Annotated in this window: 22 protein-coding genes and 4 tRNA genes; 10 read left to right on the forward strand and 16 right to left on the reverse strand. The window is 74.2% G+C overall.

All coding sequences use genetic code 11. The annotated features are described in order from the left end of the window. Positions 1 to 17: 17 nt before the first annotated feature. Together secE and F1D97_RS16500 are read right to left on the reverse strand one after the other, a co-directional pair. A complete protein-coding gene (gene secE / locus F1D97_RS16495) occupies positions 18 to 296 on the reverse strand; it encodes a preprotein translocase subunit SecE (protein ID WP_236121566.1) in 279 nt (92 codons plus the stop codon). Positions 297 to 368: 72 nt separating this feature from the next. Then, positions 369 to 441: transfer RNA gene (locus F1D97_RS16500), tRNA-Trp, on the reverse strand. 248 nt (positions 442 to 689) lie between these two features. Between F1D97_RS16500 and F1D97_RS16505 the strand changes: the two genes are divergently transcribed. The 5 genes from F1D97_RS16505 to F1D97_RS16525 all read left to right on the forward strand — a co-directional run bounded on the left by F1D97_RS16505 (position 690) and on the right by F1D97_RS16525 (position 5,770). Further along, complete coding sequence (locus F1D97_RS16505; protein ID WP_396022538.1) at positions 690 to 1,955, forward strand: pyridoxal phosphate-dependent aminotransferase; 1,266 nt, start codon at positions 690 to 692, stop codon at positions 1,953 to 1,955. A 96-nt stretch (positions 1,956 to 2,051) separates the two neighbouring features. Beyond that, on the forward strand, positions 2,052 to 2,939 hold the full coding sequence (locus tag F1D97_RS16510) for an ABC transporter ATP-binding protein (RefSeq protein WP_236121568.1): 888 nt from the start codon (positions 2,052 to 2,054) through the stop codon (positions 2,937 to 2,939). Continuing rightward, a complete protein-coding gene (locus F1D97_RS16515; RefSeq protein ID WP_236121569.1) occupies positions 2,936 to 3,793 on the forward strand; it encodes an ABC transporter permease in 858 nt (285 codons plus the stop codon). Before F1D97_RS16510 ends, F1D97_RS16515 begins: the two co-directional genes overlap by 4 nt. 118 nt (positions 3,794 to 3,911) lie before the next feature. Beyond that, positions 3,912 to 5,114 carry a sensor histidine kinase gene (locus tag F1D97_RS16520; RefSeq protein WP_236121570.1) on the forward strand — a complete coding sequence of 401 codons (1,203 nt, stop codon included), beginning with the start codon at positions 3,912 to 3,914 and terminating at the stop codon, positions 5,112 to 5,114. Continuing rightward, on the forward strand, positions 5,111 to 5,770 hold the full coding sequence (locus tag F1D97_RS16525; RefSeq protein ID WP_236121571.1) for a response regulator: 660 nt from the start codon (positions 5,111 to 5,113) through the stop codon (positions 5,768 to 5,770). Before F1D97_RS16520 ends, F1D97_RS16525 begins: the two co-directional genes overlap by 4 nt. A gap of 34 nt (positions 5,771 to 5,804) precedes the next feature. Here F1D97_RS16525 and F1D97_RS16530 read toward each other — a convergent pair whose 3' ends face one another. After that, the gene (locus F1D97_RS16530) at positions 5,805 to 7,880 is read right to left on the reverse strand and encodes a variant leucine-rich repeat-containing protein (RefSeq protein ID WP_236121572.1); all 2,076 of its coding nucleotides are present in this window, start codon (positions 7,878 to 7,880) and stop codon (positions 5,805 to 5,807) included. Positions 7,881 to 8,015: 135 nt separating this feature from the next. Between F1D97_RS16530 and F1D97_RS16535 the strand changes: the two genes are divergently transcribed. Then, positions 8,016 to 9,074: an adenosine deaminase gene (locus F1D97_RS16535; protein ID WP_236121573.1), complete on the forward strand. Its 1,059-nt coding sequence runs from the start codon at positions 8,016 to 8,018 to the stop codon at positions 9,072 to 9,074. 71 nt (positions 9,075 to 9,145) lie between these two features. Continuing rightward, a complete protein-coding gene (locus F1D97_RS16540) occupies positions 9,146 to 9,922 on the forward strand; it encodes an SDR family NAD(P)-dependent oxidoreductase (protein WP_236121574.1) in 777 nt (258 codons plus the stop codon). Positions 9,923 to 9,928: 6 nt separating this feature from the next. On the opposite strand, the gene F1D97_RS16545 is transcribed toward F1D97_RS16540, so the two are convergent. From F1D97_RS16545 to F1D97_RS16555, 3 genes are read right to left on the reverse strand one after another with little or no spacing between them, the layout of a single operon-like run. Then, positions 9,929 to 11,041, reverse strand: coding sequence for a UDP-N-acetylmuramate dehydrogenase (locus F1D97_RS16545; protein ID WP_236121575.1), 1,113 nt, complete (start codon positions 11,039 to 11,041; stop codon positions 9,929 to 9,931). A 9-nt stretch (positions 11,042 to 11,050) separates the two neighbouring features. Next, on the reverse strand, positions 11,051 to 12,352 hold the full coding sequence (locus F1D97_RS16550; protein WP_236123642.1) for an MFS transporter: 1,302 nt from the start codon (positions 12,350 to 12,352) through the stop codon (positions 11,051 to 11,053). A gap of 23 nt (positions 12,353 to 12,375) precedes the next feature. Beyond that, the gene (locus F1D97_RS16555; RefSeq protein ID WP_236121576.1) at positions 12,376 to 13,854 is read right to left on the reverse strand and encodes an MFS transporter; all 1,479 of its coding nucleotides are present in this window, start codon (positions 13,852 to 13,854) and stop codon (positions 12,376 to 12,378) included. A 306-nt stretch (positions 13,855 to 14,160) separates the two neighbouring features. Between F1D97_RS16555 and F1D97_RS16560 the strand changes: the two genes are divergently transcribed. Further along, the gene (locus tag F1D97_RS16560; protein ID WP_236123643.1) at positions 14,161 to 15,222 is read left to right on the forward strand and encodes a LacI family DNA-binding transcriptional regulator; all 1,062 of its coding nucleotides are present in this window, start codon (positions 14,161 to 14,163) and stop codon (positions 15,220 to 15,222) included. A 43-nt stretch (positions 15,223 to 15,265) separates the two neighbouring features. Here F1D97_RS16560 and F1D97_RS16565 read toward each other — a convergent pair whose 3' ends face one another. From F1D97_RS16565 to F1D97_RS16600, 8 genes are all read right to left on the reverse strand, one after another. Next, positions 15,266 to 15,688 carry a MaoC family dehydratase gene (locus F1D97_RS16565; RefSeq protein ID WP_236121577.1) on the reverse strand — a complete coding sequence of 141 codons (423 nt, stop codon included), beginning with the start codon at positions 15,686 to 15,688 and terminating at the stop codon, positions 15,266 to 15,268. Then, entirely contained in the window at positions 15,688 to 16,137 is a 450-nt protein-coding gene (locus tag F1D97_RS16570) for an FAS1-like dehydratase domain-containing protein (RefSeq protein ID WP_236121578.1), read from the reverse strand. The genes F1D97_RS16565 and F1D97_RS16570 overlap by 1 nt, the downstream gene beginning before the upstream one ends. Positions 16,138 to 16,145: 8 nt before the next feature. Continuing rightward, positions 16,146 to 16,316, reverse strand: a complete 171-nt coding sequence (rpmG, locus tag F1D97_RS16575; RefSeq protein WP_029290226.1) for a 50S ribosomal protein L33 — start codon at positions 16,314 to 16,316, stop codon at positions 16,146 to 16,148. A gap of 212 nt (positions 16,317 to 16,528) precedes the next feature. Then, on the reverse strand, positions 16,529 to 16,675 hold the full coding sequence (locus F1D97_RS16580) for a hypothetical protein (protein WP_236121579.1): 147 nt from the start codon (positions 16,673 to 16,675) through the stop codon (positions 16,529 to 16,531). 58 nt (positions 16,676 to 16,733) lie between these two features. Then, positions 16,734 to 16,807: transfer RNA gene (locus tag F1D97_RS16585), tRNA-Met, on the reverse strand. Positions 16,808 to 16,858: 51 nt separating this feature from the next. Continuing rightward, positions 16,859 to 16,931, reverse strand: a tRNA-Thr gene (locus F1D97_RS16590). Between the two features lie 287 nt (positions 16,932 to 17,218). After that, positions 17,219 to 18,115 (reverse strand): type IV toxin-antitoxin system AbiEi family antitoxin domain-containing protein, encoded by an 897-nt coding sequence (locus F1D97_RS16595; RefSeq protein ID WP_236121580.1) that lies wholly within the window; start codon positions 18,113 to 18,115, stop codon positions 17,219 to 17,221. Between the two features lie 444 nt (positions 18,116 to 18,559). Beyond that, positions 18,560 to 18,641: transfer RNA gene (locus tag F1D97_RS16600), tRNA-Tyr, on the reverse strand. 194 nt (positions 18,642 to 18,835) lie between these two features. Between F1D97_RS16600 and F1D97_RS16605 the strand changes: the two genes are divergently transcribed. Continuing rightward, complete coding sequence (locus F1D97_RS16605; protein ID WP_236121581.1) at positions 18,836 to 19,333, forward strand: YajQ family cyclic di-GMP-binding protein; 498 nt, start codon at positions 18,836 to 18,838, stop codon at positions 19,331 to 19,333. A gap of 67 nt (positions 19,334 to 19,400) precedes the next feature. Next, positions 19,401 to 19,850 (forward strand): hypothetical protein, encoded by a 450-nt coding sequence (locus F1D97_RS16610; RefSeq protein WP_236121582.1) that lies wholly within the window; start codon positions 19,401 to 19,403, stop codon positions 19,848 to 19,850. A 25-nt stretch (positions 19,851 to 19,875) separates the two neighbouring features. Here the strand turns inward: F1D97_RS16610 and htpX are convergent, their stop codons facing one another. Both htpX and F1D97_RS16620 read right to left on the reverse strand, forming a co-directional pair. Further along, positions 19,876 to 20,763 carry a zinc metalloprotease HtpX gene (gene htpX / locus F1D97_RS16615; protein WP_236121583.1) on the reverse strand — a complete coding sequence of 296 codons (888 nt, stop codon included), beginning with the start codon at positions 20,761 to 20,763 and terminating at the stop codon, positions 19,876 to 19,878. Between the two features lie 134 nt (positions 20,764 to 20,897). Further along, positions 20,898 to 22,280: an FAD-dependent oxidoreductase gene (locus tag F1D97_RS16620; protein ID WP_236121584.1), complete on the reverse strand. Its 1,383-nt coding sequence runs from the start codon at positions 22,278 to 22,280 to the stop codon at positions 20,898 to 20,900. Positions 22,281 to 22,423 lie beyond the last annotated feature (143 nt).

The raw sequence follows: 22,423 nt of genomic DNA on the forward strand, positions 1-22,423 counted from the left end.
CACGCGGGCCGCGGGGGTCAGCCCCCGAAGACCCAGAACGTGACCTTGCCGATGCCCAGGTCGACCAGGGTGACGAACGCCATGACCACGGCGACGAACACCAGCACGACCGACGTGTAGGTGATGAGGTCCTGCCGCGTGGGGCGGACCACCTTCTTGAGCTCGGCGACGACCTGGCGCACGAACAGCGCGATGCGCGCGAACAGGCCACGGCGCTCGCCGGACGGGGCCTTCGGCGCGGTCTTCCGCGCCGAACCCTCGGCGCCGGACGCCGCGGAGGCTGCGGTTTCGCTCACGTGTCGGCCTCTGTGTCTCGTCGATGCTCGGACTGTCCCTGTCTGCACGGGAGTGCAGACAGGGAGATTGCGCAGGGCAGACAGGACTCGAACCTGCAACCTGCGGTTTTGGAGACCGCTGCGCTACCAATTGCGCCACTGCCCTACGGCGGTCCCGGTCCAGGACGACGAGCTCCCCACGTGCTCAGGAGCATGCTCCCGAGGCCCGTGCGGGCACAGGTCATCTTGGCGAACGTCAACCGCCGGTGGACAACCATACGGGACGGAGCGCCCCGGGTCGAACCGCGTCCGGGACGAACCGACGAGGGGCACGCGACGGGCGGCCGACGGGCACCCGGCGGACGGCGCACGGACGGCGCACGGACGGCACCCGAGCGCTGCTCGCGCACCGGAATGCGCACGCGTCCGGCGCGTGACCTCTGCCACTATGACCGGGTGAGCCAGCAGACGTCGCAGCCCCGTTCCCGTGTCTCGAAGCGCCTCGCCGCCATCGCACCCTCGGCGACGCTCGCGGTCGACGCGAAGGCCAAGGCCCTCAAGGCCGCGGGCCGCCCCGTGATCGGCTTCGGTGCGGGCGAGCCGGACTTCCCCACGCCGAGCGCGATCGTCGACGCCGCCGCGGCCGCGGTGCACGACCCCACGAACCACCGGTACACCCCGGCCGCCGGCCTGCCGGCGCTGCGCGAGGCGATCGCCGCCAAGACGCTGCGCGACTCGGGCTACGAGGTGAGCCCGGCCGACGTCCTGGTGACCAACGGCGGCAAGCAGGCCGTGTTCCAGGCGTTCGCCTCGGTCGTCGACCCGGGCGACGAGGTCCTGCTCCCCGCGCCGTACTGGACGACGTACCCCGAGGCGGTCCGCCTCGCGGGCGGCGTGCCCGTCGAGGTGTTCGCGGGCGTCGACCAGGGCTACCTGGTGACCGTCGAGCAGCTCGAGGCGGCGCGCACCGAGCGCACCAAGGTCCTGCTGTTCTGCTCGCCGTCCAACCCGACGGGCGCGGTGTACTCGCCCGCGCAGACCGAGGAGATCGGGCGCTGGGCGCTCGAGCACGGGATCTGGGTGATCACCGACGAGATCTACGAGCACCTCACGTACGACGACGCGGTGTTCACGCCCATCCAGCGCGTCGTGCCCGAGCTCGTCGACACCTCGATCGTCCTCAACGGCGTCGCCAAGACGTACGCGATGACGGGCTGGCGCGTCGGCTGGATGATCGGCCCGTCCGACGTCGTCAAGGCCGCGACGAACTTCCAGAGCCATCTCACGTCCAACGTCGCGAACGTCTCGCAGCGGGCCGCGATCGCCGCGCTCACCGGCGACCTCGCGGCGGTGCACGAGATGCGCACCGCGTTCGACCGCAGGCGCCGCACGATGGTCGAGATGCTGTCGCAGATCGACGGGGTCGTCGTCCCCGCGCCGCAGGGCGCGTTCTACGCCTACCCCTCGGTCGAGGGCGTGCTGGGCCGCACGATCCGCGGCGTGACCCCGACGACGTCCGCGGAGCTCGCGGCGCTCATCCTCGAGCAGGTCGAGGTCGCGGTCGTGCCGGGTGAGGCGTTCGGCCCGTCGGGCTTCCTGCGCCTGTCGTACGCGCTCGGCGACGACGACCTCGTCGAGGGCGTCTCGCGCATCCAGTCGCTGCTCGCCGAGGCACGCTGACGCGCCGCGGATGACGGCGGTGCCCACCGATCGGTGGACACGCGGTCCCGACCGACGGTCCTGTCGCGCGCGTCGTGACGGGTCCAGGCTTGAGCCATGACACCAGGACCAGCGGTCGAGGTCAGCGCGCTGCGCAAGGCCTACGGCGAGAAGAAGGCGGTCGACGGTCTGGACCTCGTCGTCGCCCGCGGCGAGATCGTCGCGGTGCTCGGCCCCAACGGCGCCGGCAAGACGACGACGGTCGAGATCCTCGAGGGGTTCCGCGAGCGCGACGGCGGCGACGTGCGCGTGCTGGGCGAGGACCCGGCGCGGGCCGGGCGGGCGTGGCGCTCGAGGATCGGCGTCGTCCTGCAGGGCACCGACGACCTCGCGGAGGCGACGGTCGGCGAGCTCGTGCACCACTTCGCGCGCTTCTACCCCGGCGCGCGCGACGTGGACGAGGTCATCGACGCCGTCGGCCTGCGCGAGAAGGTCCGCACGCGGGCCCGCCAGCTGTCCGGCGGTCAGCGCCGGCGCCTCGACGTCGCGCTCGGCATCGTCGGGCGCCCCGAGCTGGTGTTCCTCGACGAGCCGACCACCGGGTTCGACCCGCAGGCGCGCCGCGACTTCTGGGACCTCGTCGCGGGGCTGCGTGAGGACGGGACGACGATCCTGCTCACGACGCACTACCTCGAGGAGGCCGAGCACCTGGCGGACCGCGTGGTCGTCGTGAACGCCGGCCGGGTGGTGGCCGAGGGCACCCCCGCCGACCTGGGCGGACGTACCGCGCGGCAGGCGCTCGTCCGCTGGACGACGCCCGACGGACCGCGCGAGGAGCGTACGGACACCCCGACCGCGCTCGTGCGCGAGCTCGCGCAGCGGCACGGCGAGGTGCCGGGGCTGCAGGTGCTGCGGCCCACGCTCGAGGACGTCTACCTGTCCCTGATCGGCGACGCGGCCGCAGCACCGGCCACGCACGACGAGCGCGCGGAGGTGCTGCGATGAGCACGACCCAGGCCGGGACCGCACCGCGGACCCGCCCCGCCCTGCCGGGCACGCTCACGCTCGGGCTCGCCCGCACCGGCTACGAGCTGCGCACCTTCTTCCGCGAGCGCGACGCGGTGATCTTCATCTTCGCCTACCCCGTGATCATGCTCGCGATCTTCGCGACGGTGTTCGGGCAGGACGACGCGAGCATCGAGACGGCGAACGGGAACATCCCGTTCGCGCAGTACTTCCTGCCCGGCATGGTGGCCACGGGTGTCATGCTCACGAGCTTCCAGAACCTCGCGCTCTCGATCGCGGTCGAGCGCGACGAGGGCGGGCTCAAGCGCCTGCGCGCCACTCCCCTGCCGGCCACGTCGTACTTCCTGGGCAAGGTCGGGCAGGTCCTCGTGAACTGCACGATGCAGGTCGTGGTGCTGCTCGCCGTCGCGGCGCTCGTGTTCGACGTCCCGATGCCGCAGGACGTCGCGCACTGGGCGACGTTCGCGTGGGTGCTGCTCCTCGGCACGGCGACGGGCGCGGTCTGCGGCGTCGCGTTCTCGTCGCTGCCGCGCAGCGGACGGTCCGCGAGCGCCGTCGTGACCCCGATCGTCCTCGTCCTGCAGTTCATCTCCGGGGTGTTCTTCCAGTTCGACCAGCTCCCGTCGTGGATGCAGCAGGTCGCGTCGGTGTTCCCCCTGAAGTGGATGGCGCAGGGCATGCGCTCGGTGTTCCTGCCCGACGAGGCCGCGCAGCTCGAGGTCGGAGGGTCCTGGCAGCACGGCGCGATCGCCGCGGTGCTGCTCGTGTGGCTCGTCGTCGGTCTCGTCGTCGGCGTGCGCACCTTCCGGTGGCGCCGCCGGGACGACGGCTGACGGCGGGCGCATGGCCGTGCACCACGCACGGACGGGCGGTCCCGGCGGCGCGCCGGACCGCCCGTCGGCGTCGCCCTCCGACGACCGTGCGGGCGTGCGTGACCGGGAGGACCGCGGCGTGAGCAGTCGCCGCGACGAGTTCTGGCGCCACTCGATGCGCGCGTGGGACGTCGCGTTCTGGGTCATGCTCGCGATCAGCGCGGCGTTCGCCGTTCCCGACGCCGAGACGACGGGGCACGCCGTCTCGGTGCTGGCCGGGTTCGCCGTCCTGTCGCTCGCGTACCTCGCGCTCGGCCGGCGCGGGGCGCGCCGGGGCGATGCGCGCCTCACGCAGACCTACCTCGTCGTGCTCGTCCTCGTCGTCACGTTCGAGACGTGGGCTGCCGCTCTCGGCATCGTCCTGCTGTTCGTCGCGTACTCGCACATCTGGTTCTTCGCGCTGTCACGCCTGCAGGGCGTCGGGTGGACCGTGCTGCTCACCGCGGGAGTCGTCGTCGCGACCGCCCTGCGGGTGCGGGCCGAGGCGGTCGACCTGCCGTCCATCGCGGGGCAGGCGACCCTCGGGATGGTCTTCTCGATCGGTCTGGGGCTGTGGGTCACGTACGTCGCCGAGCAGAGCGAAGAACGTGCCGTCCTGCTCGACGACCTGCGCGCCACGCAGGCGGCGCTCGCCGCGAGCCACCACGAGCAGGGCGTGCACGCCGAGCGCGCGCGGCTCGCGCAGGAGATCCACGACACGCTCGCGCAGGGGTTCACGAGCGTCGTCATGCTGACGCAGACCGCCTCCGCCGAGCTCGACGCGGGCCGGGCACCAGCCGCGCGCGAGCGGCTCGCGCAGATCGAGGCGGTCGCGCGCGACAACCTCGCCGAGGCGCGAGCGCTCGTCGCGGCGTTCGCCCCGCCCGCGCTCGACGACGGGCTCGCCGCCGCGCTGCACCGGCTCGGTGACCAGCTGCGCACGCAGGCAGGGCTCGACGTCCGGGTCGAGACCGACGACGTGGGCGAGCTGCCGCAGGAGACCGCGGTGACGCTCCTGCGCGCCGCGCAGGAGTCGCTCGCGAACGTGCGTCGGCACGCCGGGGCGTCGGGCCTCACCGTGCGGCTGGGCAGGTCGTCGGACGTCGTCGAGCTCGAGGTCCTCGACGACGGACGTGGCATGCGGGACGACGACGGCGAGGGCAACGGCGTGCGCGGCATGCGCGAGCGCGCCCGCGCGGCGGGCGGCGAGCTCGAGCTCCACGGGACGCCCGGTGCGGGCACGCGCGTCGTGCTGCGCCTGCCGACCACCCCCGACGACGTGCGCAAGGATGCGCTCGCATGAGCACCCACGAGGCCGCGGACGACGGCCGCACGACGATCCGCGTGCTCGTCGCGGACGACCACCCGGTCGTGCGCTCCGGCATCGCCGGTCTGCTCGGGGTCGAGCCCGACGTGGACGTCGTCGGCGAGGCGTCCGACGGTGAGGAGGCGCTCGCGCTCGCGCACGCGCTGCACCCCGACCTGGTGCTGATGGACCTGCGGATGCCGCGGCTCGACGGGGCGGGGGCGACCGCGCGGATCGTCGCCGAGCTTCCCGGCACGCACGTGCTCGTCCTGACGACGTACGAGACCGACACCGACATCCTGCGCGCGGTCGAGGCCGGTGCGACCGGCTACCTCCTCAAGGACACGCCGCGCGCGGAGCTCGTCGCGGGCGTGCGCGCGGCCGCGCGCGGCGAGGCCGCGCTCTCGCCGTCGGTCGCGCGGCGCCTCGTGCAGCAGGTGCGCGGCACGGGCGAACGCCTCACCGCGCGCGAGACGCAGGTGCTGGCGGCCGTCGCGCGAGGGCTCTCGAACGCCGCCGTGGGTGCCGAGCTGTTCATCTCCGAAGCCACCGTCAAGACGCACCTGCTGCGGGTGTTCGCCAAGCTCGGGGTCGACGACCGCACGCACGCGGTCACGGTGGCCATGTCGCGCGGCATCCTGCCGCCCGCCTGACCGATCGGGTCACGCGGGCGGCAGGAACCGGGCGTCAGCTGCAGGCGGCCTCGACCGCGCCGTCCTCCGGCGTGTACGACCACTGCGCGCCGTCGGCGAGCTCCAGCCCGACGCAGTAGTCCGTGCCGTCGTTCGAGCCCGGGTCGAACGTGACGGCCTCGACGCCCTCGGACACGTCGGTCACGTCGCTCGACCCCGCGGGCGTCGTGAAGACGTACTTGCCGCCCTGGATCGAGAACGCGTTCGGCGTCAGCGGACCCGCGGACGGGTCGACGTAGTAGATCGAGGCCTCGATGCCGAGCGAGTACAGGTCGCTCTGCGCCGACCAGGACGACTCGTCCCAGTCCCACGTGTCCTCACCGTCGTCGGACCCGCCGCCGGCGTCGATGTCGCCGTCGTCGTACGTCCACTCGTCGTCGTCGAGGCCGCCGAGGTCGTCGAGGCCGCCGTCGAGGTCCCCGAGGTCCGGCACCGTGCCGAGCGAACCCAGACCGCCGAGCGCGCCCAGGCCGAGGCTCGAGCCGAGGTCACCGAAGTTGTCCTCGATCCACTGCTGGTCCTCGAGCTTGCCCTCCTTCTGCAGGCGCAGCAGGTTGTCGAGCATCGTGCCGTACACGTGCGCGACCGTGCCGAGGACGGACACGCGGTACCCGCCGTCCTCCTTCACGGCCACGAGGCCCAGCTCGTCCAGGCCCAGCTCGACGAGGCCCTTGTTGTCCGCGATGCACCGCTTCTCGCCCTCGACGGTCGCGCACGTGCCCTCGATGAGGACGGTCTCGCCGCCGCCCGAGAGCGCGACCTTCTTCGGCTGCAGCAGCTGGCGACCCGAACCCAGGTCGCGCGCGTCGAACGACGCCTCGTCGACCGTCACCGGGGTGTCGGACGCCGAGAAGTCGCCGACCCACTGCGAGACGTACACGTCCATGAAGCGACGCTCACCCTCCGCGAGCGTGCCGGACAGCGCGTCCAGGTCGCCGGTGCTGAGACCCGCGAGCGCCTCCGTGAACGCGACGCCCGCGTCCTGCGGCGAGCCCGCGGCCTTGCCGCCGTCCGTCGGCATGGCGCCGCGCGTCCCGCCCTGCGCGACGGTGACGTACTCACCGATCGTCATGAGCGGGCTGACGTACCAGTCGCCGCCCTCCTCGACCGCCATGAGGAACGGCAGCTGCTCCTCCCCCTGCGCCTCGAAGGTCAGCTCGGCCGCGTCGACCGACCACGGCAGCGCGTCGTCGGCCTGCTGGATCGCCTCGTCGCGCTCGGCGCCTGTCGGCACGGCCTGGCCGTACGCCTCGAGCACGGGCGTGAACGCCTCGATCGCGAGGTCCGTCAGCTCCTCGGCGTCGCCGTCGACCGTGAGCGTCCCGCCCGCGATCGAGACCTTCGCCAGGCCCTCGTCGACCTCCTCGACCTTGAGGTCCAGCCCCTCGATGTCGACCTTCAGCGCCTCGAGCGCCTCGCGGAGCTTCTCCGGGTCGACCGTCTTGTCGTCGCCCGCGAAGTCCTCGAGGCCGTCGAACGAGTCGCGGAACGAGGCGACCTCCGACGGTGCGAGCACGCCGTACACGGCGACGCCGTCCTTGTCCGCGACGCCCTCGACGAGCTGCGTCACCGCGGCCTCGGGCGAGCCCGCGCCGCCGAGCTTGCTCAGCACGGTCGCCCACGCCGCGTACCCGCCGGCGCCGACGACCGCGACCGCTGCGACGGCCACGCCGACCCACAGGCCGGTGCGTCGCTTGCGCGGCTGCTCGCCGACCGGCGCGTACTCCGCGCCGGGGGCGTCGCCGTTCTCGGGCACGACGTACGCGACCGGACCGGCCGGGTCGCCGAACGCGGCCGGGGCCGGGGCGGGTGCCGGCGCAGGCGCAGGCGCCGGGGCAGGTGCCGGGGCAGGTGCCGGGGCGGCGGGCTGCGTGGCGGCCGTGCGCGCGGCCACCGCGGCGGCGACCTGCGGGTCGCCCTGCGCCGCGAGCCAGCCGAGCAGCTCGGGGTAGGCAGCGGGGTGCGCGGCGATGCGCGCGCGCAGGTCGGGTCGCTCGGCCGCGAGCCGGGCGAGCTCGGCGGGGGACGTCGACGGGTCGTCGAGAGCGGCGGCGGTCGGGTCGTGAGTCATGGAACCCCCTGTCGGGCTGATGCGCCGCCGGCGGGCGACGAACAGGCAACTGTAGGGGGGAGGCACCAGGCGCCGTGAGCGATTTGCGCCAACCTCCGGTCAGATTTCACCTGCCAGGGTGGCAGACTGACCGCCGTGCGCGACCTGGCCCGGCTCCCGAAGGCGCACCTGCACCTGCACTTCACCGGCTCGATGCGGGTGAGCACGCTCGGCGAGCTCGCGCAGCGGCACGGCATCCGGCTGCCGAGCGCGCTGCTCGACGCGGACCCGTTGCACGTCCCCGCCACCGAGCGCGGGTGGTTCCGGTTCCAGCGTCTGTACGACGCGGCGCGCGCGTGCGTGCGCGGCGAGGCGGACATGCGCCGCGTGATCGCCGAGGCGGTCGCGGACGACGGCGCCGAGGGGTCGGGGCGCCTGGAGATCCAGGTCGACCCGACGTCGTACGCGCCGTTCGTCGGGGGGATCACGCCGGCGCTGGAGATCGTGCTCGACGAGGCGCGTGCCGCGAGCGCGCGGCACGACGTGTCGGTCGGCGTCGTCGTCGCCGCGTCCCGGATGCGGCACCCGCTCGAGGCCCGCACGCTCGCGCGCCTCGCGGCGCGGTACGCGGGCGACGGGCCGGGCGAGGTCGTCGGCTTCGGGCTGTCGAACGACGAGCGTCGCGGCGACACCGCGGAGTTCGCGCCGGCCTTCGCGATCGCGCGCCGCGCGGGACTGGCCGCGGTGCCGCACGGGGGCGAGCTGCTCGGCCCCGTGCACGTGCACGACGTCGTGACGCACCTGCACCCGGACCGGCTGGGGCACGGGGTGCGCACGGGCGAGGACCCGCACCTGCTGCGCGAGGTCGTCGAGCGGGGCGTCGCGCTCGAGGTGTGCCCCGCGTCGAACGTGTCGCTCGGCGTCTACCCCGACGCGGCGGCGGTCCCGCTGGGTGCGCTCGTCGACGCGGGCGCCCAGGTCGCGCTCGGGGCCGACGACCCGCTGCTGTTCCGGTCGCGGCTCGTCGCGCAGTACGAGGTCGCGCGGGACGTGCACGGGTTCGACGACGCCGCGCTGGCGGACCTCGCGCGTTCCTCGATCCGCGCGAGCCGCGCCGACGACGCGACCCGGGCCCGCCTGCTGGCGGGCGTCGACGCGTGGCTCGCCGCGCCGGCCCCCGACCCGGCGCTCGCGTCCGCCGCCACGGACCGCTAGCCGCGGGCGTCCGCCCGCTCCCGCCACCCTCCGCGCTGCCGCCGGCAGCCCTCCGTCCCGAGAGGTCACCCATGTCGCTCGTCCTCGTCACCGGTTCCACCGACGGCATCGGCCTGGAGTCCGCCCGCCGGCTCCTCGACGCGGGGCACGACGTCGTCGCGCACGCGCGCGACGCGCAGCGCGCGGCGGACGTCAGGGCGGCGCTGCCGGGTCTGCGCGACGTCGTCGTCGGCGACCTGACCTCGCTCGCGCAGACGCGCGCGCTCGCGGACGCGGCGACGACCGCGGCGGGCGGCGCGTACGACGCGGTGATCCACAACGCGGGGGTCGGCGGCGGCGCGCCGCGGACACCGACGGCGGACGGCCTCGAGCGGATCCTGCAGGTGAACACCGTCGCGCCGTACGTGCTGACCGCGCTCATGCCGCGTCCGGCGCGGCTCGTCTACCTGACGTCGGGCCTCGAGTCGGACGGTCGCGCCACGTTCGACGACCTGCTGTGGGAGTCCCGCCCGTGGGACGGCATGCAGGCGTACTCCGACTCGAAGCTGTACGACGTGATGCTCGCGTTCGCGGTGGCCCGCCTCTGGCCGGACGTCCTGTCGACGACCGTCGACCCGGGCTGGATCAAGACGAAGCTCGGCGGGCCGGACGCGTGGGACGAGGTCGGCGACGGCGCCGCGACGCAGGTGTGGCTCGCGACGTCCGACGACGACGCCGCGCGCGTCACGGGCCGCTACCTCAAGCGGTTCGAGGTGCTCGAGGCGAACCCGCAGGCGTCCGACGTCGCGCTGCAGGAGCAGCTGCTCGAGCGGCTGGCCGCGCTCACGGGGGTCACGCTCCCCCGCTGAGGCCGCTCAGAGCGTGAGGCCGACGAGCACCGGCTCGGGCTCGAGCGTCACCCCGAACGCGTCCCGCACACCGTCGCGCACCTGCCGCGCGAGGGCCACGACGTCCGCGGCGCTCGCACCGCCCCGGTTGGTGAGCGCGAGCGTGTGCTTGGTCGACACGGCCGCCGGGCCGGGCGTGCCGAAGCCGCGCGCGAACCCCGCGCGCTCGATCAGCCACGCGGCGCTCGTCTTGACCACGCCGTCGCCCGCCGGGTAGCGGGGCGCCTCGGCGGGCAGGCGCGCCGCGGCCGTCTCGTCCAGGAGCGGGTTGGTGAAGAACGAGCCTGCGCTGCGCGTGTCCGCGTCCGCCGGGTCGAGCACCATGCCCTTGCGACCGCGCAGCTCGAGCACGGCCGCGCGCACGTCGAGCAGCGGCGCGCGCTCACCGATCTCCACGCCCAGCGTGCGCGCGAGCTCGCCGTAGGCGATGGGCGCCGAGAGCGTCCCCTGACGCAGCTGGAACGTCACGTCGAGCACCACGTAGCGGGGCGTCGGGCCCCACGGCGCGCGCTCGTCGGCAGGGTCGCGGGGGTCACGGCGCGGGTCGTCCGCCGCGAGCAGGGAGCGCTTGAGCAGCGACGTGCGGTAGCCGAACCGCAGGTCGACGAGCGGCAGCGTCCGCACCCGCGCCCGCTCGCGGTCCCACACGCGCACGGTCGCGATGGTCTGCGCGACCTCCTGGCCGTACGCGCCGACGTTCTGCACGGGCGTCGCGCCGGTCGAGCCCGGGATGCCGGACAGCGCCTCGACGCCGTACAAGCGGTGCGAGGTCGCCTCCGCGACGACGTCGTCCCACGGCGTGCCCGCGGGCACCGTGTACGTCACGCCCGCGCACGCCGAGTGGTCGGGCACCTCGATGCCGGTGCGGGTGTCGCGCACGACGAGGCCGTCGAAGCCCTCGTCGGACACCAGCAGGTTCGACCCGCCGCCGAGCACCAGGACGGGCTCGCCGGACTCGTCGGCGGTGCGGACCGCGTCGATCAGCTCGGCCTCGCTCGTCGTCTCGACGTAGCGGGCGACCGGCCCGCCGACGCCGAGCGTCGTGAGGTCAGCGAGACGGGGTGCGGTGCCGACGGTCATGGCCCCAGGCTACGGGCGGGGGCGGGACTCGTCGTGCGGGTCCGCCGTGACGTCGTCGGCCGGGTGCGCGTCCTGGACGTCCGCCGCGCGGCCCACCTGCAGCGGCGCGGCCGCCCCCGCGACGAAGATGCCCAGCGCGACCGGCACGAGGATCACCAGGAGCGCGTGCCGGTAGCCGACGTGCTGTGCGAGCAGACCGAGCAGCGGCGGGCCGGCGAGGAACGCCGAGTAGCCGATGGTCGACACGACGCTCACGCGCGCCGCGGCGCGCAGCGGGTCGTCGGCCGCGGCGGACATCCCCACCGGGAAGCCGAGCGCGGCACCCGCACCCCACGCGACGATCCCGACGAGCGCGAGCCACATCGTCGGCGCGAGCCCGAACAGCGCGAGACCGACGAGCGCGAGGAGCGCGCACAGCCGCAGGACGAACACGCGCCCGTACCTGTCGAGCAGCGCGGTGCCGAACCAGCGCATGGCCGTCATGGACGCGAGGAAGATGCCGAGCGCCACCGCGCCGAGCGCGTGCGGCGTCTCGAAGCCGTCGACGACCGCGAGGCTCACCCAGTCGTTCGCGGAGCCCTCGGTCAGCGCGGCCGCGAGGACGACGAGGCCGATGAGCAGCGTGCGCGGCTCGAGCCAGGCGGCGAACGCTCGTCGTGCCCGGCCCTGCCCGGCGGGCGCGTCCTCGTGGTGCTCGACCACGAGCTGCGCCTCGTGGTCCGTGAGGAACAGCCGGACCGACCAGACCACGGCGACCATCGACAGCCCCAGCGCGACGGGCAGGTGCACGACGACGGGCACGTGCAGCCAGGCCGCGACCGCCGCGACCCCGGCCGCCGCGACCGTGCCCAGCGAGAAGCCCGCGTGGTAGCGCGGCATCACGGTGCGCCCGAGCCGCTGCTCGACGACCGCGCCCTCGACGTTCATGGCCGCGTCCCACACGCCCGTGCCCACGCCGTAGACGACGAGCCCGAGCGCCGCGAGCGGCACCGAGCCGGCGGCGACGCCCACCGCGGCGAGCGTGAGCCCGCTCGCGTTGAGCAGCGCCGAGTACAGCACGGTCCGGCGGGCGCCGAGGTGCTCGATGATCGTCCCGGACAGCGGGAGCGCGACGAGCGAGCCGACCGACCCCACGAGCAGCAGCAGGCCCATGCGGCCCGCGGACAGCTCGAGGCCGTCGCGCACGGCGGGCAGCCGCGACGCCCAGCTCGCGAAGTTGAACCCGGAGAGGAAGAACACGGCGAACACCGCGAACGACGCGGCGTTCACCGGGTCGCGTCGGATCCCTGCGGTCACGGACCTGTCCTCCACCTCGTCGTGGTCTCGCGTGCGGCTCACGGTACGCGTACCTCCTGGCGTGTCGGGACGGGTGCGGTGGGTGAGGCGGCGCCGACGAGCGCCGGGGCGGGCGGGTCGGCACGGGTGTCGTCGAGCGGCTCGTGCGGCGTCGGGACGACGAGCGTGCGGGCTGCTGCGGCGTCGGTGCCGTCGGCCGACTGGCCGGGCGGGGTCTCGTCGGTGGCGGGCGGCGCGACCTGGCGTGCGAGGCAGACGCTCGCGACCATCGCGACCGCGATGAGCGCGAGTGCCTGCCGGGCGCCCATCGACTCGGCCGCGAGGCCCAGCAGGGGCGGGGCGGCGATCGACGCGACCGACGAGAACGAGGACACGACCGCGACTCGCCCGGCGGCTCGCAGCGGGTCGTCGGACGCGGCGGCGATACCGATCGGCACCGCGAGCGCCGCGCCGAACCCCCACAGCACCACGCCGACGGACGCGAGCGAGAAGGACGGGGCGAACCCGAACAGCAGCAGCCCGACGACCGACACGACGCCGGACCCGCGCAGGACCGCGACGCGGCCGTACCGGTCGATCAGCCGCGTCCCCGCGAGCCGGACGAGCGTCATGGCCGCGACGTACAGCGCGAGGACCACGCCGCCGACGGCCTCGGTGCGCCCGAACCCGTCGACGACCGCGATGGACAGCCAGTCGTTCGCGGCGCCCTCGGAGAGCGCGGCCGCCATGATGACGACACCGACGAGCAGCGTGCGCGGCTCGCGCCACGCGTCCAGCGCGGTGCCGATCCGGCGGCGGCGGGCAGCGGGCACGGCCTGCGCCGGGACGGGTACGAGGGTCCGCGGCTGCCCGTCCGCGTCCGGAGGCAGGACGACGCCGCGCAGCGACGCGAGGCGCCAGGCGACCGCGACCGCCGCGACGGCCGTGAACTGCACCGGCAGCGGGACGCCCTGGCGGGAGGCGAGCGCGCCGAGGCCCGAGCCGGCGACCGCGCCGATCGAGAACGCGGCATGGAACTGCGGGATGACCGTGCGACCCATGGCGCGCTCGACGCGCGCCGACTCGACGTTGAGGGGCACGTTGCCGAGCGCGATCGACATGCCGTTGAGGAACACCCCGACGGAGAGCAGCACCACGGACCCTGCGCCCGGCCCGACCCCCATGAGCACGTACGCGACGGCGAGCAGCACGGTCGAGGCGAGGATCGCCGCCCGGCTCCCCCACCGCTGCACGACGATCCCCGCGAACGTCACGGTGACGAGCGCGCCGACGGAGCCGACGAGCAGCACGCCGCCGAGCGCGGACGTCGACAGGTCGAGCTCGGTCCGGACCGTGGGCAGGCGCGCGAGCCAGCTCGAGAAGACGATGCCGAGCAGCGCGAACAGGCCGAGCAGGTGCAGGCGGGCGCGCGCGACGACGGGCGCCACGGCGGGCACGGTGGTCGCGGCGGGCACGGTGGTCGCGGCGGGCTCGGCACGCTCGGCGGCCGTTCGCGCGTGGGGCGCGCGCAGGGTCACAGGGGTTCTCCGGGGTGGGGCGGGACGAGGCGGGGCCGGTGGGACGAGCCCGGGCCGGTGGGGCGGGGCGAGGCGGAGCCAAGATCGAATCGATTCGACAGAGCGGCGGACGGTCAGGTCGAATCGATTTGATGGCAGACGGCTATTCTGCGGGTACGCTGACCGCTGCGTCAAACGACGCACGCGAGGACCGGTTCGCGGCCGCTGACCAGCCCCGCACGACCGCCCGGACCTGCACTCTCGTCCGACCAGGTCGACCACTCGACGCCCCGCTCGCCACACCGAGCCGCCCGCCGGAGGTGCCCGCTGTCGTCCCAGCGCCCGACGCTCGCCGACGTCGCCTCAGCCGCCGGGGTGTCCGTCTCCACGGCCTCCCTCGCGTTCTCCGGCGCCGGCCCGATCGCGTCCACCACGCGTGAGCGCGTCCTGGCCGCCGCTGCCGACCTCGGCTACCTCGGCCCGAACCCGCTCGGCCGCCAGCTGCGCAGCGGACGCTCCGGCATCGTCGGCGTCGTCGTCGGCGACGCGCTGCGCCGCTCGTTCCGCGACCCCGTCTCCATCCAGGTGCTCGACGGACTCGTCGGGACCCTTGGCGAGATGGGCCTCGGCGTCCTGCTCATCCCCGGCCCCACCGACCCCGCCGAGGTGCCCGTCGACCCGCTCGTGCTGTCCGCCGCGATGGACGTCGCCGTGCTGCTGTGGGGCAGCGGCACCGAGGACCCCGTGCTCCAGGCGCTGCGCCGCCGCGGCGTCCCGACCGTCGTCGTCGAGGGCATCCCCGAGCCGGACGTCGCGACCGTCGGCATCGACGACCGCCGCGGCATGGCCGACGTCGTCCGACACCTCCAGGAGCTCGGGCACGAGCGCTTCGCGTGCGTCACCCTCGCGTTCGACCGGCAGCGCCGCGACGGCTTCGTCGAGCCCGCCCGCTGGGACGAGGTCGTCTGGCAGGTCACGCGGCGCCGCCTGGACGGCGTGCTCGACGCCGGCGTCACACCCGACGCGGTGTACGAGACGCCCGCCTCCCTCGTCGAGCACGGCAAGGCCGCGGGCTTCGCGATCCTCTCCCGCGAGGACCGCCCCACCGCGGTCGTCTGCCAGTCGGACCTGCTGGCCTCGGGCGTCGTCCTCGCCGCGCGCGAGCTCGGGCTCGCCGTGCCCGGCGACGTGTCGATCGCCGGGTTCGACGGGCTCGACCTGCCGTGGCTCGCGCCCGACGTGCTCACGTCCGTCGTGCAGCCGCTCGCCGAGAAGGGCATGGTCGTCGGACGCGCGGTCGCCTCGCTGCTCGCGGGCGACATCCCCGACCCGACCGTCCTGCCCGTGACGCTGCGCCCAGGGACGACGACGGGCCCCGCCCCGCGCTGAGCGCGGAGGGGGCCCGTTCGACGAACGATCCCTCGCGAGGAGGTCAGGACAGGCGGACGACCGCCTGCGCCTTGCCGAGCACGCGCTGCCCCTCGACCGTCACCGTCAGGTCGATGCGCGCGGTGCCCGCCTCCGCGTCGAGCGCGCCCACCGCACCGACGACATCGACCGTCGCGTGCCCCGGGTCCGGCACCGGCACCGGCCGCGTGAACCGCACCTGGTAGTCGACGACCCGGCCCGGGTCCCCCACCCAGTCCACGACCGGGCCGACCGCGGCGCCCATGGTCCACATCCCGTGCGCGATCACGCCGGGCAGGCCCACCGACAGCGCGACGCGCTCGTTCCAGTGGATGGGGTTGAAGTCACCCGACGCCGCCGCGTACCGCACGAGGCGCGCGCGGTCGACGACGACCTCGCGGCGCGCGACCTCCTGGCCGACCTCGAGGTCCTGCAGACGCGGCGCCATCAGGACTCCTCGGGACGCACGGCGAGCGTCGACACGACGGTGGCGACGGCCTCGCCGTCCTCCGCCGCGATCTCCGCGCGCGTGGTGATCATCGCCAGACCGGCGCGCTCGACGATCGAGTCGACGTGCAGCACCGTCACCAGCCGGTCGCCCGCGCGCACGGGGCGGTGGTGCGTGAAGCGCTCGTCGGCGTGCACGACCCGGCTGAAGTCGATGCCCGCGGCGGGGTCCTCGAACAGCTGGGCCTCGGCGCGCTGCGCGACCACGACCGCGAAGGTCGGGGGCGCGATGACGTCGGGGTACCCCAGCGCACGCGCCGCCTCGACGTCCGTGTGCGCGGGGTGCTGCGCGCCCACCGCGGCCGCGAACGACCGCAGGTGCTCGCGCCCGACCTCGTAGACCGCGTTCGGCGGGTAGACCCGCCCGGCGTACCCGGTGTCGACCGGCATCGCCAGGGTCAGCGGGTCTCGCGGTGCAGCGTGTGGCGGTTGTCGCGCGGGCAGAACTTCTTCATCTCGAGACGGTCGGGGTCGTTCCGACGGTTCTTCTTCGTGATGTAGTTCCGCTCCTTGCACTCCGTGCATGCGAGCGTGATCTTCGGACGGACGTCCGAGCTCTTGCTGGCCATGGTCTTGCCACCTCTCGCGCCACCACGGCGCTTGCGTTCGAACGGCGGGCACCGGCGGCACCCTCGGGGTCAACGGTGGTCGTGTCGCGCCCTCAGGCGACTGCGCTCCCGAGCGGCACGCCCCGGGGCCGGCCCGGGCGGCCGTCGATGCACACGCACACAGACCGCCGACAAGAATAGCGCACCGACCGGCCCCGGCCGTGCCGGGTACGTCACGACGGCTCCTGTCCGGCACCGCCCGCTCGCAGCCCTCCGGCCACGACCGCGGCCGCCGAGGTCAGGAGGACCACCACGGCGAGGCCGCCGGCCGTCGTGAGGTCGACCACGTACAGGCTTCCCAGGGCCAGGTAGCTCTGCATGAAGCAAAGACAGAAAAGCACGAAGGCCCGCCGGTGACCGGCGGGCCTTCGATGTCTGTAGCGGGAGCGGGACTCGAACCCGCGACCTCACGATTATGAGTCGTGCGCTCTCACCAACTGAGCTACCCCGCCTCGGGTGCGGGCCGGGGGTGCGGACCAACCGCACCCCCGAACACACCACAGAGCCCCGAAAGGGAATCGAACCCTTGACCTTCTCCTTACCATGGAGACGCTCTGCCGACTGAGCTATCGGGGCAGCGCGGAACAGGCTACACGGCCACAGGCCCCCCGCGAAATCCGCCCCCGCACCCCACCCCTCCCCCTCGTCTCACCCTCCGCCACCCGACTGCTGACGTTCCATCTCGACCGCGCACGCACCACGCCAGCACTCGCTCACGAACGTCAGCGGTCGGCGCGCGGGCCGACGACGCGCGGTCGAGCGCCGGGCCGGACGCCGGGCCGGTCGGCGCGACCCCTCACCTGCCGAGTGCGGACGTCGCGGACCGGGCGCGCACGCTCGACGGGCGCAGTCGGGCAGGGACGTCAGCAGTCGGCGGGGCCGGTGGGTGGGGTTCGGGGGGTGGGGCGGAGACCCGCGCGGTGGAGGGTGTCGACCATCGGGCCGCCCCGCATCGCGTCCTGCCACGTCCAGCGGGCGACCGCGCGGACCAGGGCGCGCAGGCGGTCCTCGCGGAGCTTCTCGCGCCACAGCGCGTCGCCCCTGGCGCCGCCGTACTTGACCTTGCCGTCGAACTCGCCGACCACACCGCAGTCCGGCCACCAGAAGTCGACCCGGGCGACGAACCCGCGGTCGTCGAACAGCTCGTGCTGCAGCACGGGTGCCGGTAGCCCGTGCTCGTGCATCCGCGCACGGCTCAGGGACTCACCCGGCGACTCGCACGCGCCGTCGGCCAGCCGCGCCAGGGCCCGCGCCGCGAGCGCGCCGCGACCCGACCCGACCGCTGCGACCTCGCGCGCGAGCTCGTCGGACGACGTCATGCCGGCGCGCAGCGCCGCGTCCGCCGCCACGAGACCCGAGGCCAGACCGCCGACGCGGGCGAGGTCGACCACGGTGCGCGCGACGCTCGTCACTCGCAGCCCGCCCGCGACGCCTTCGCTGGGGGTACCGGAACGGGTGTGCCGCACGATCCCGCGCGCGGAGCGCCCGCCCGGCGCCGCGGGCACGGTGACGTGGACCCGCTCGTCGGGCCGGCCGACGGTGGGCAGTCCCCACACCGCCGCGGCCGACCAGTGCGACACGAGCGGTTCACCCGTGGCCACGGCGGCGGTCGCCTGCACGACGAGGAGATACCGCTCGTCGTCGCCGAGCCCGTCCCAATGCTCCCGGCCCACGTACGCGCCGCGCCGCACGCGTACGAGCCCCGGGTCGCGCACCGCCGCCGCCCCACCACCGACCACGAGCCCGCTCGTCGCCCCCACTGCGCTCCTCCACCCGTCGCCCGGCACCGTCGCCGCCGCACCCTGGCACAGGCGCCGGCACCGCGTGGTCCGCCATCCCCAGCCCACCCCGCCACCCGACCCGAGCCCCCACCCCGCCGAGAGCGCACGTCCCGGACCGAGCGCGCACGCCCGACGGCCGCACTCGCGCACCGACGTGCGCACTCGACGCAAGGGGCCCGGGTGACGGGCGCGGTCTCACGGCGGGAGGCGACCGGCGGGAGGTCCGGGCGCGCCCTGCCTCAGGACCGGCGAGTGCGCACGGTCCGGGTCGAGTGCGCACGCTCTACCGGTGCACTCGCGCATCACCGTGCGCACTCGGCGGAGGGGGTGGGGGCGGGGGTGGGTGGGCGCGGGAGGGTGGCGAGGGGAACCACCCCCGGGAACGGCGAAGGGGCGTCCCGGGTGGGACGCCCCTTCGGTCGGTGGCGGGTGAGGGATTCGAACCCCCGTAGGCGTTGCCAGCTGATTTACAGTCAGCCCCCTTTGGCCACTCGGGTAACCCGCCAGGGTGCGTGCCGACGATCGTCGGACCGTGTCCACCGCCGTCCCACGAGGGGGATGGCCGTGATCGCAGTCGTCGCTCGCGCGGCGTGCCGTGGAAGGATAGCAACACCCGGGCCCCACCGAGAAAACGGCGGCCCGCACGAGGACGAGCGACGGCCGGGAAGCGGCTGTCGCGACAGCACGGGAGGGCATTCCATGGCGAGCGAGTCGTCGTTCGACGTCGTCAGCAAGGTCGACCGGCAGGAGGTCGACAACGCGCTCAACCAGGCGGCGAAGGAGATCGCCCAGCGGTACGACTTCAAGGGCGTCGGCGCATCCATCGCGTGGTCCGGCGAGTCGGTGCTCATGATCGCCAACTCCCCCGACCGCGTCCTCGCGATCCTCGACGTGTTCGAGTCGAAGCTCATCAAGCGCGGGATCTCGCTGAAGGCGCTGGACCTGGGCGACAAGGAGCCGAAGCCGTCGGGCAAGGAGTACCGCCTCGCCGCCGGCATCAAGGAGGGCCTGTCGTCGGAGGTCGCGAAGAAGCTCGCGAAGATCGTGCGCGACGAGGGCCCCAAGGGCGTGAAGACGCAGATCCAGGGCGACGAGCTGCGCGTCTCGGCGAAGAGCCGCGACGACCTGCAGGCCGTGATCGCGCTCCTCAAGGGCTCGGACGTGGACGCCGCGCTCCAGTTCGTGAACTACCGCTGAACCGCCCACCTGCCCGCGAGTACTCGGCGCCGCCGCGGCGCCGAGCACTCCTGCGCCGCGTCCTGCCATGAGGCGCGACGAGAAGCGGGCACGCGCGGCCATGGAGCGCGGACGGCGGTACTTCCCGGCGCGCACGATCGTCGTCTCCGGCGACCCCGGCGCCGCGCGCGCCACCGCGCTCCACGTCCTCACGCGTGCCGGCTACCGGCTCCTGGAGCCCGCGGACGCGCCGCGCGTGCAGCTCGCGTACTCGTCGTTCTGGGGCGACGTCGTGCGGGACCTGTTCTGGGTGGACGCCGTCCGGTGGCTCAGGGGGAAGCCGCAGGGCGAGGCCCGGCTCACGCTCGACGTCGCGACCGAGGGGCCCACGACGACGATCACGGTCGCGCTGCGCAGCGGCATCACCGGGCACCCGGACGCCGTCCGCGCCGCGATCGACGAGCTGCTGGCGACCTTCCAGCACGCCGGCGTGCTCGTCGACCCCGGGGTTCCGGCGTCGTCGCTCGAGGTGCCCTGAGGCGACCGGAAGGGGCGCGTGCCGGTCAGTAGCGGGTGATGCCGCCCTGCGTACCCGCCTGGGCCTCGAGGCGGGCGATGCGCTCCGCCATGGGCGGGTGCGTCGCGAACAGCCGCGCGACGCCGGCGCCCTTGAACGGGTTGGCGATCATGAGGTGCGAGACGTTCTCGAGCCGCTGGTCCTGCGGCAGCGGGCGGGCCTTGGTGCCGGCCTCGAGCTTGCGCAGCGCGGACGCGAGCGCGAGCGGGTCGCCGGTGAGGCTCGCGCCGTCCTCGTCGGCGTCGAACTCGCGCGTGCGGCTGATCGCCATCTGGATCATCATCGCGGCGAACGGGGCGAGGACGACCATCAGCAGCCCCGCGATGGGGTTGGCGCCCTCGCGCCGGTCCCCGCCGCCGCCGAAGAAGAACGCGAACTGCGCGAGCGACGTGATGACGCCGGCGACCGCGGCGGCGACGGACGACGTGAGGATGTCGCGGTTGTAGACGTGCTGCAGCTCGTGCCCGAGCACGCCGCGCAGCTCGCGCTCGTCGAGGATCTGCAGGATCCCGGACGTGCAGCACACGGCGGCGTTGCGCGGGTTGCGGCCCGTGGCGAACGCGTTGGGCGCCATGGTCGGCGAGACGTACAGGCGCGGCATGGGCTGGCCCGCGCGGGTGGAGAGCTCACGCACGATGCGGTACATCGCGGGCTGCTCGACCTCGGTCACGGGGACCGCCTGCATGGTGCGGATCGCGATCTTGTCGGAGTTCCAGTAGCTGACGGCCGTCATGAGCACGCCGAGCCCGGCGAACAGCAGGACGAACCGCGACGTGCCGCGGCCCAGGATCCAGCCCAGCCCCAGCAGCACCGCCCACATGACGCCGAACAGGGCCGCCGTCTTGAGGCCGTTGAAGTGGTGCCGAGTCGTCATGCTGTCCCTCCGCTGGTCGTCCACGTCGAAGAACGCACCACGATCACATCACGTTCCCGGGGCACTCATCGGGGACACGACGAGAGGCACGGCCCCGCGGACGGGTGCCGTGCCTCTCGGACGGTCGTGCGGGGTCAGCCCTGCGTGCCGCGGCCCAGCGAGATGTCGACCATCTCCTCGCGCGGGACGACCTTGACGCGCTCGCGCCCGTGCGGCTCGCCGAGCGAGCGCTCGTACGCGTCGAGCAGCTGCCAGCCGGACCACTCGATGACCTCGACGCCGCGCGCGGCGAGGAACTCGGTGATCGCGGCGGGGTCGCGGTCGGTGGCGGTGTAGAACGCGTCGCCGCCCGCCTCGACGTCCTCGGTCAGGTGGCGGATGGTCTCGGACGCGTCGGACTTGGTGTGCCCGATGAGGCCGACCGGGCCGCGCTTGATCCAGCCGGTGGCGTACACGCCCGACAGGTGCTCGCCGTCGACGTCCACGACGCGGCCCTCGCGGTTGGGGATGACGCCCGCGACGTCGTCGAACGGGATGTCGACGAGCGGCGAGCCGAAGTACCCGACCGCACGGTAGACGGCCTCGACGGGCCAGTCGTGGAACACGCCCGTGCCGGTGACGTTGCCGTCGCCGTTGAGCGCGGTGCGCTCGGTCCGCAGCCCGACGACCTTGCCGTCCTCACCGAGCACCTCGGCGGGCTTGTGCAGGAAGTGCAGGTGGATGCGGCGCGACGCGGTGAGCTCCTCGGGCTCCTTGAGCGTCCAGTCCGTGAGGGTCTTGACGACCTGCTTGGTCTGGTTCGAGGAGTGGATCGCGGCCATCGAGCCGTCGTCGAACTCGAAGTCCTCGGGGTAGACGACGACGTCGACGTCGGGGACGTGGCCGAGCTCGCGCAGCTCGAGCGGGGAGAACTTCACCTGCGCGGGGCCGCGGCGCGCGAAGACGTGCACGTCGGTGATCGGGTTCTGCTTGAGGATGTCGTAGACGTTGGCCGGGACCTCGGTGGGCAGCAGGTCGTCGGCGTGCTTGGCGAGGATGCGCGCGACGTCGAGCGCGACGTTGCCCGCACCGATGACCGCGACGGTCCGGTGCTCGAGCGGCCAGGTGCGCGGCACGTCGGGGTGCCCGTCGTACCAGGACACGAAGTCCGCGGCCCCGTACGAGCTCTCGAGCTCGATGCCGGGGATCGGCAGGGCCGCGTCGCGGATCGAGCCGGTCGAGAAGATCACGGCGTCGTAGAACTGGCGCAGGTCGTCGAGCTTGAGGTCCGTGCCGTAGTCGACGTTCGCGAGGAGGCGGATGTCGCCGCGCTCGAGCACCTTGTGCAGCGCGACGATGATCTGCTTGATGCGCGGGTGGTCGGGGGCCACGCCGTAGCGCACGAGGCCGAACGGCGCGGGGAGGCGCTCGAACAGGTCGATGCTGACGTCGAGGTCGGTCTTGGACAGGATGTCCGAGGCGTAGATGCCGGCGGGACCGGCGCCGACGACGGCGACGCGCAGGGTCGGGGTGCTCACGGGCGGACCTTCCGATCGGGGGACCAGACGCCCCGCTGTCCTCGTGGAACCAGCCCTCGGACGGCCTTCCGAGGTGCGCCCGGGACGGCCCTCGAGGCGCGGTCACGGCAGGCAGGGCGGGTTGCTGCGCGCCATCTTAGGCC

The sequence above is a fragment of the Cellulomonas palmilytica genome, from assembly GCF_021590045.1.
Taxonomy (GTDB): domain Bacteria; phylum Actinomycetota; class Actinomycetes; order Actinomycetales; family Cellulomonadaceae; genus Cellulomonas; species Cellulomonas palmilytica.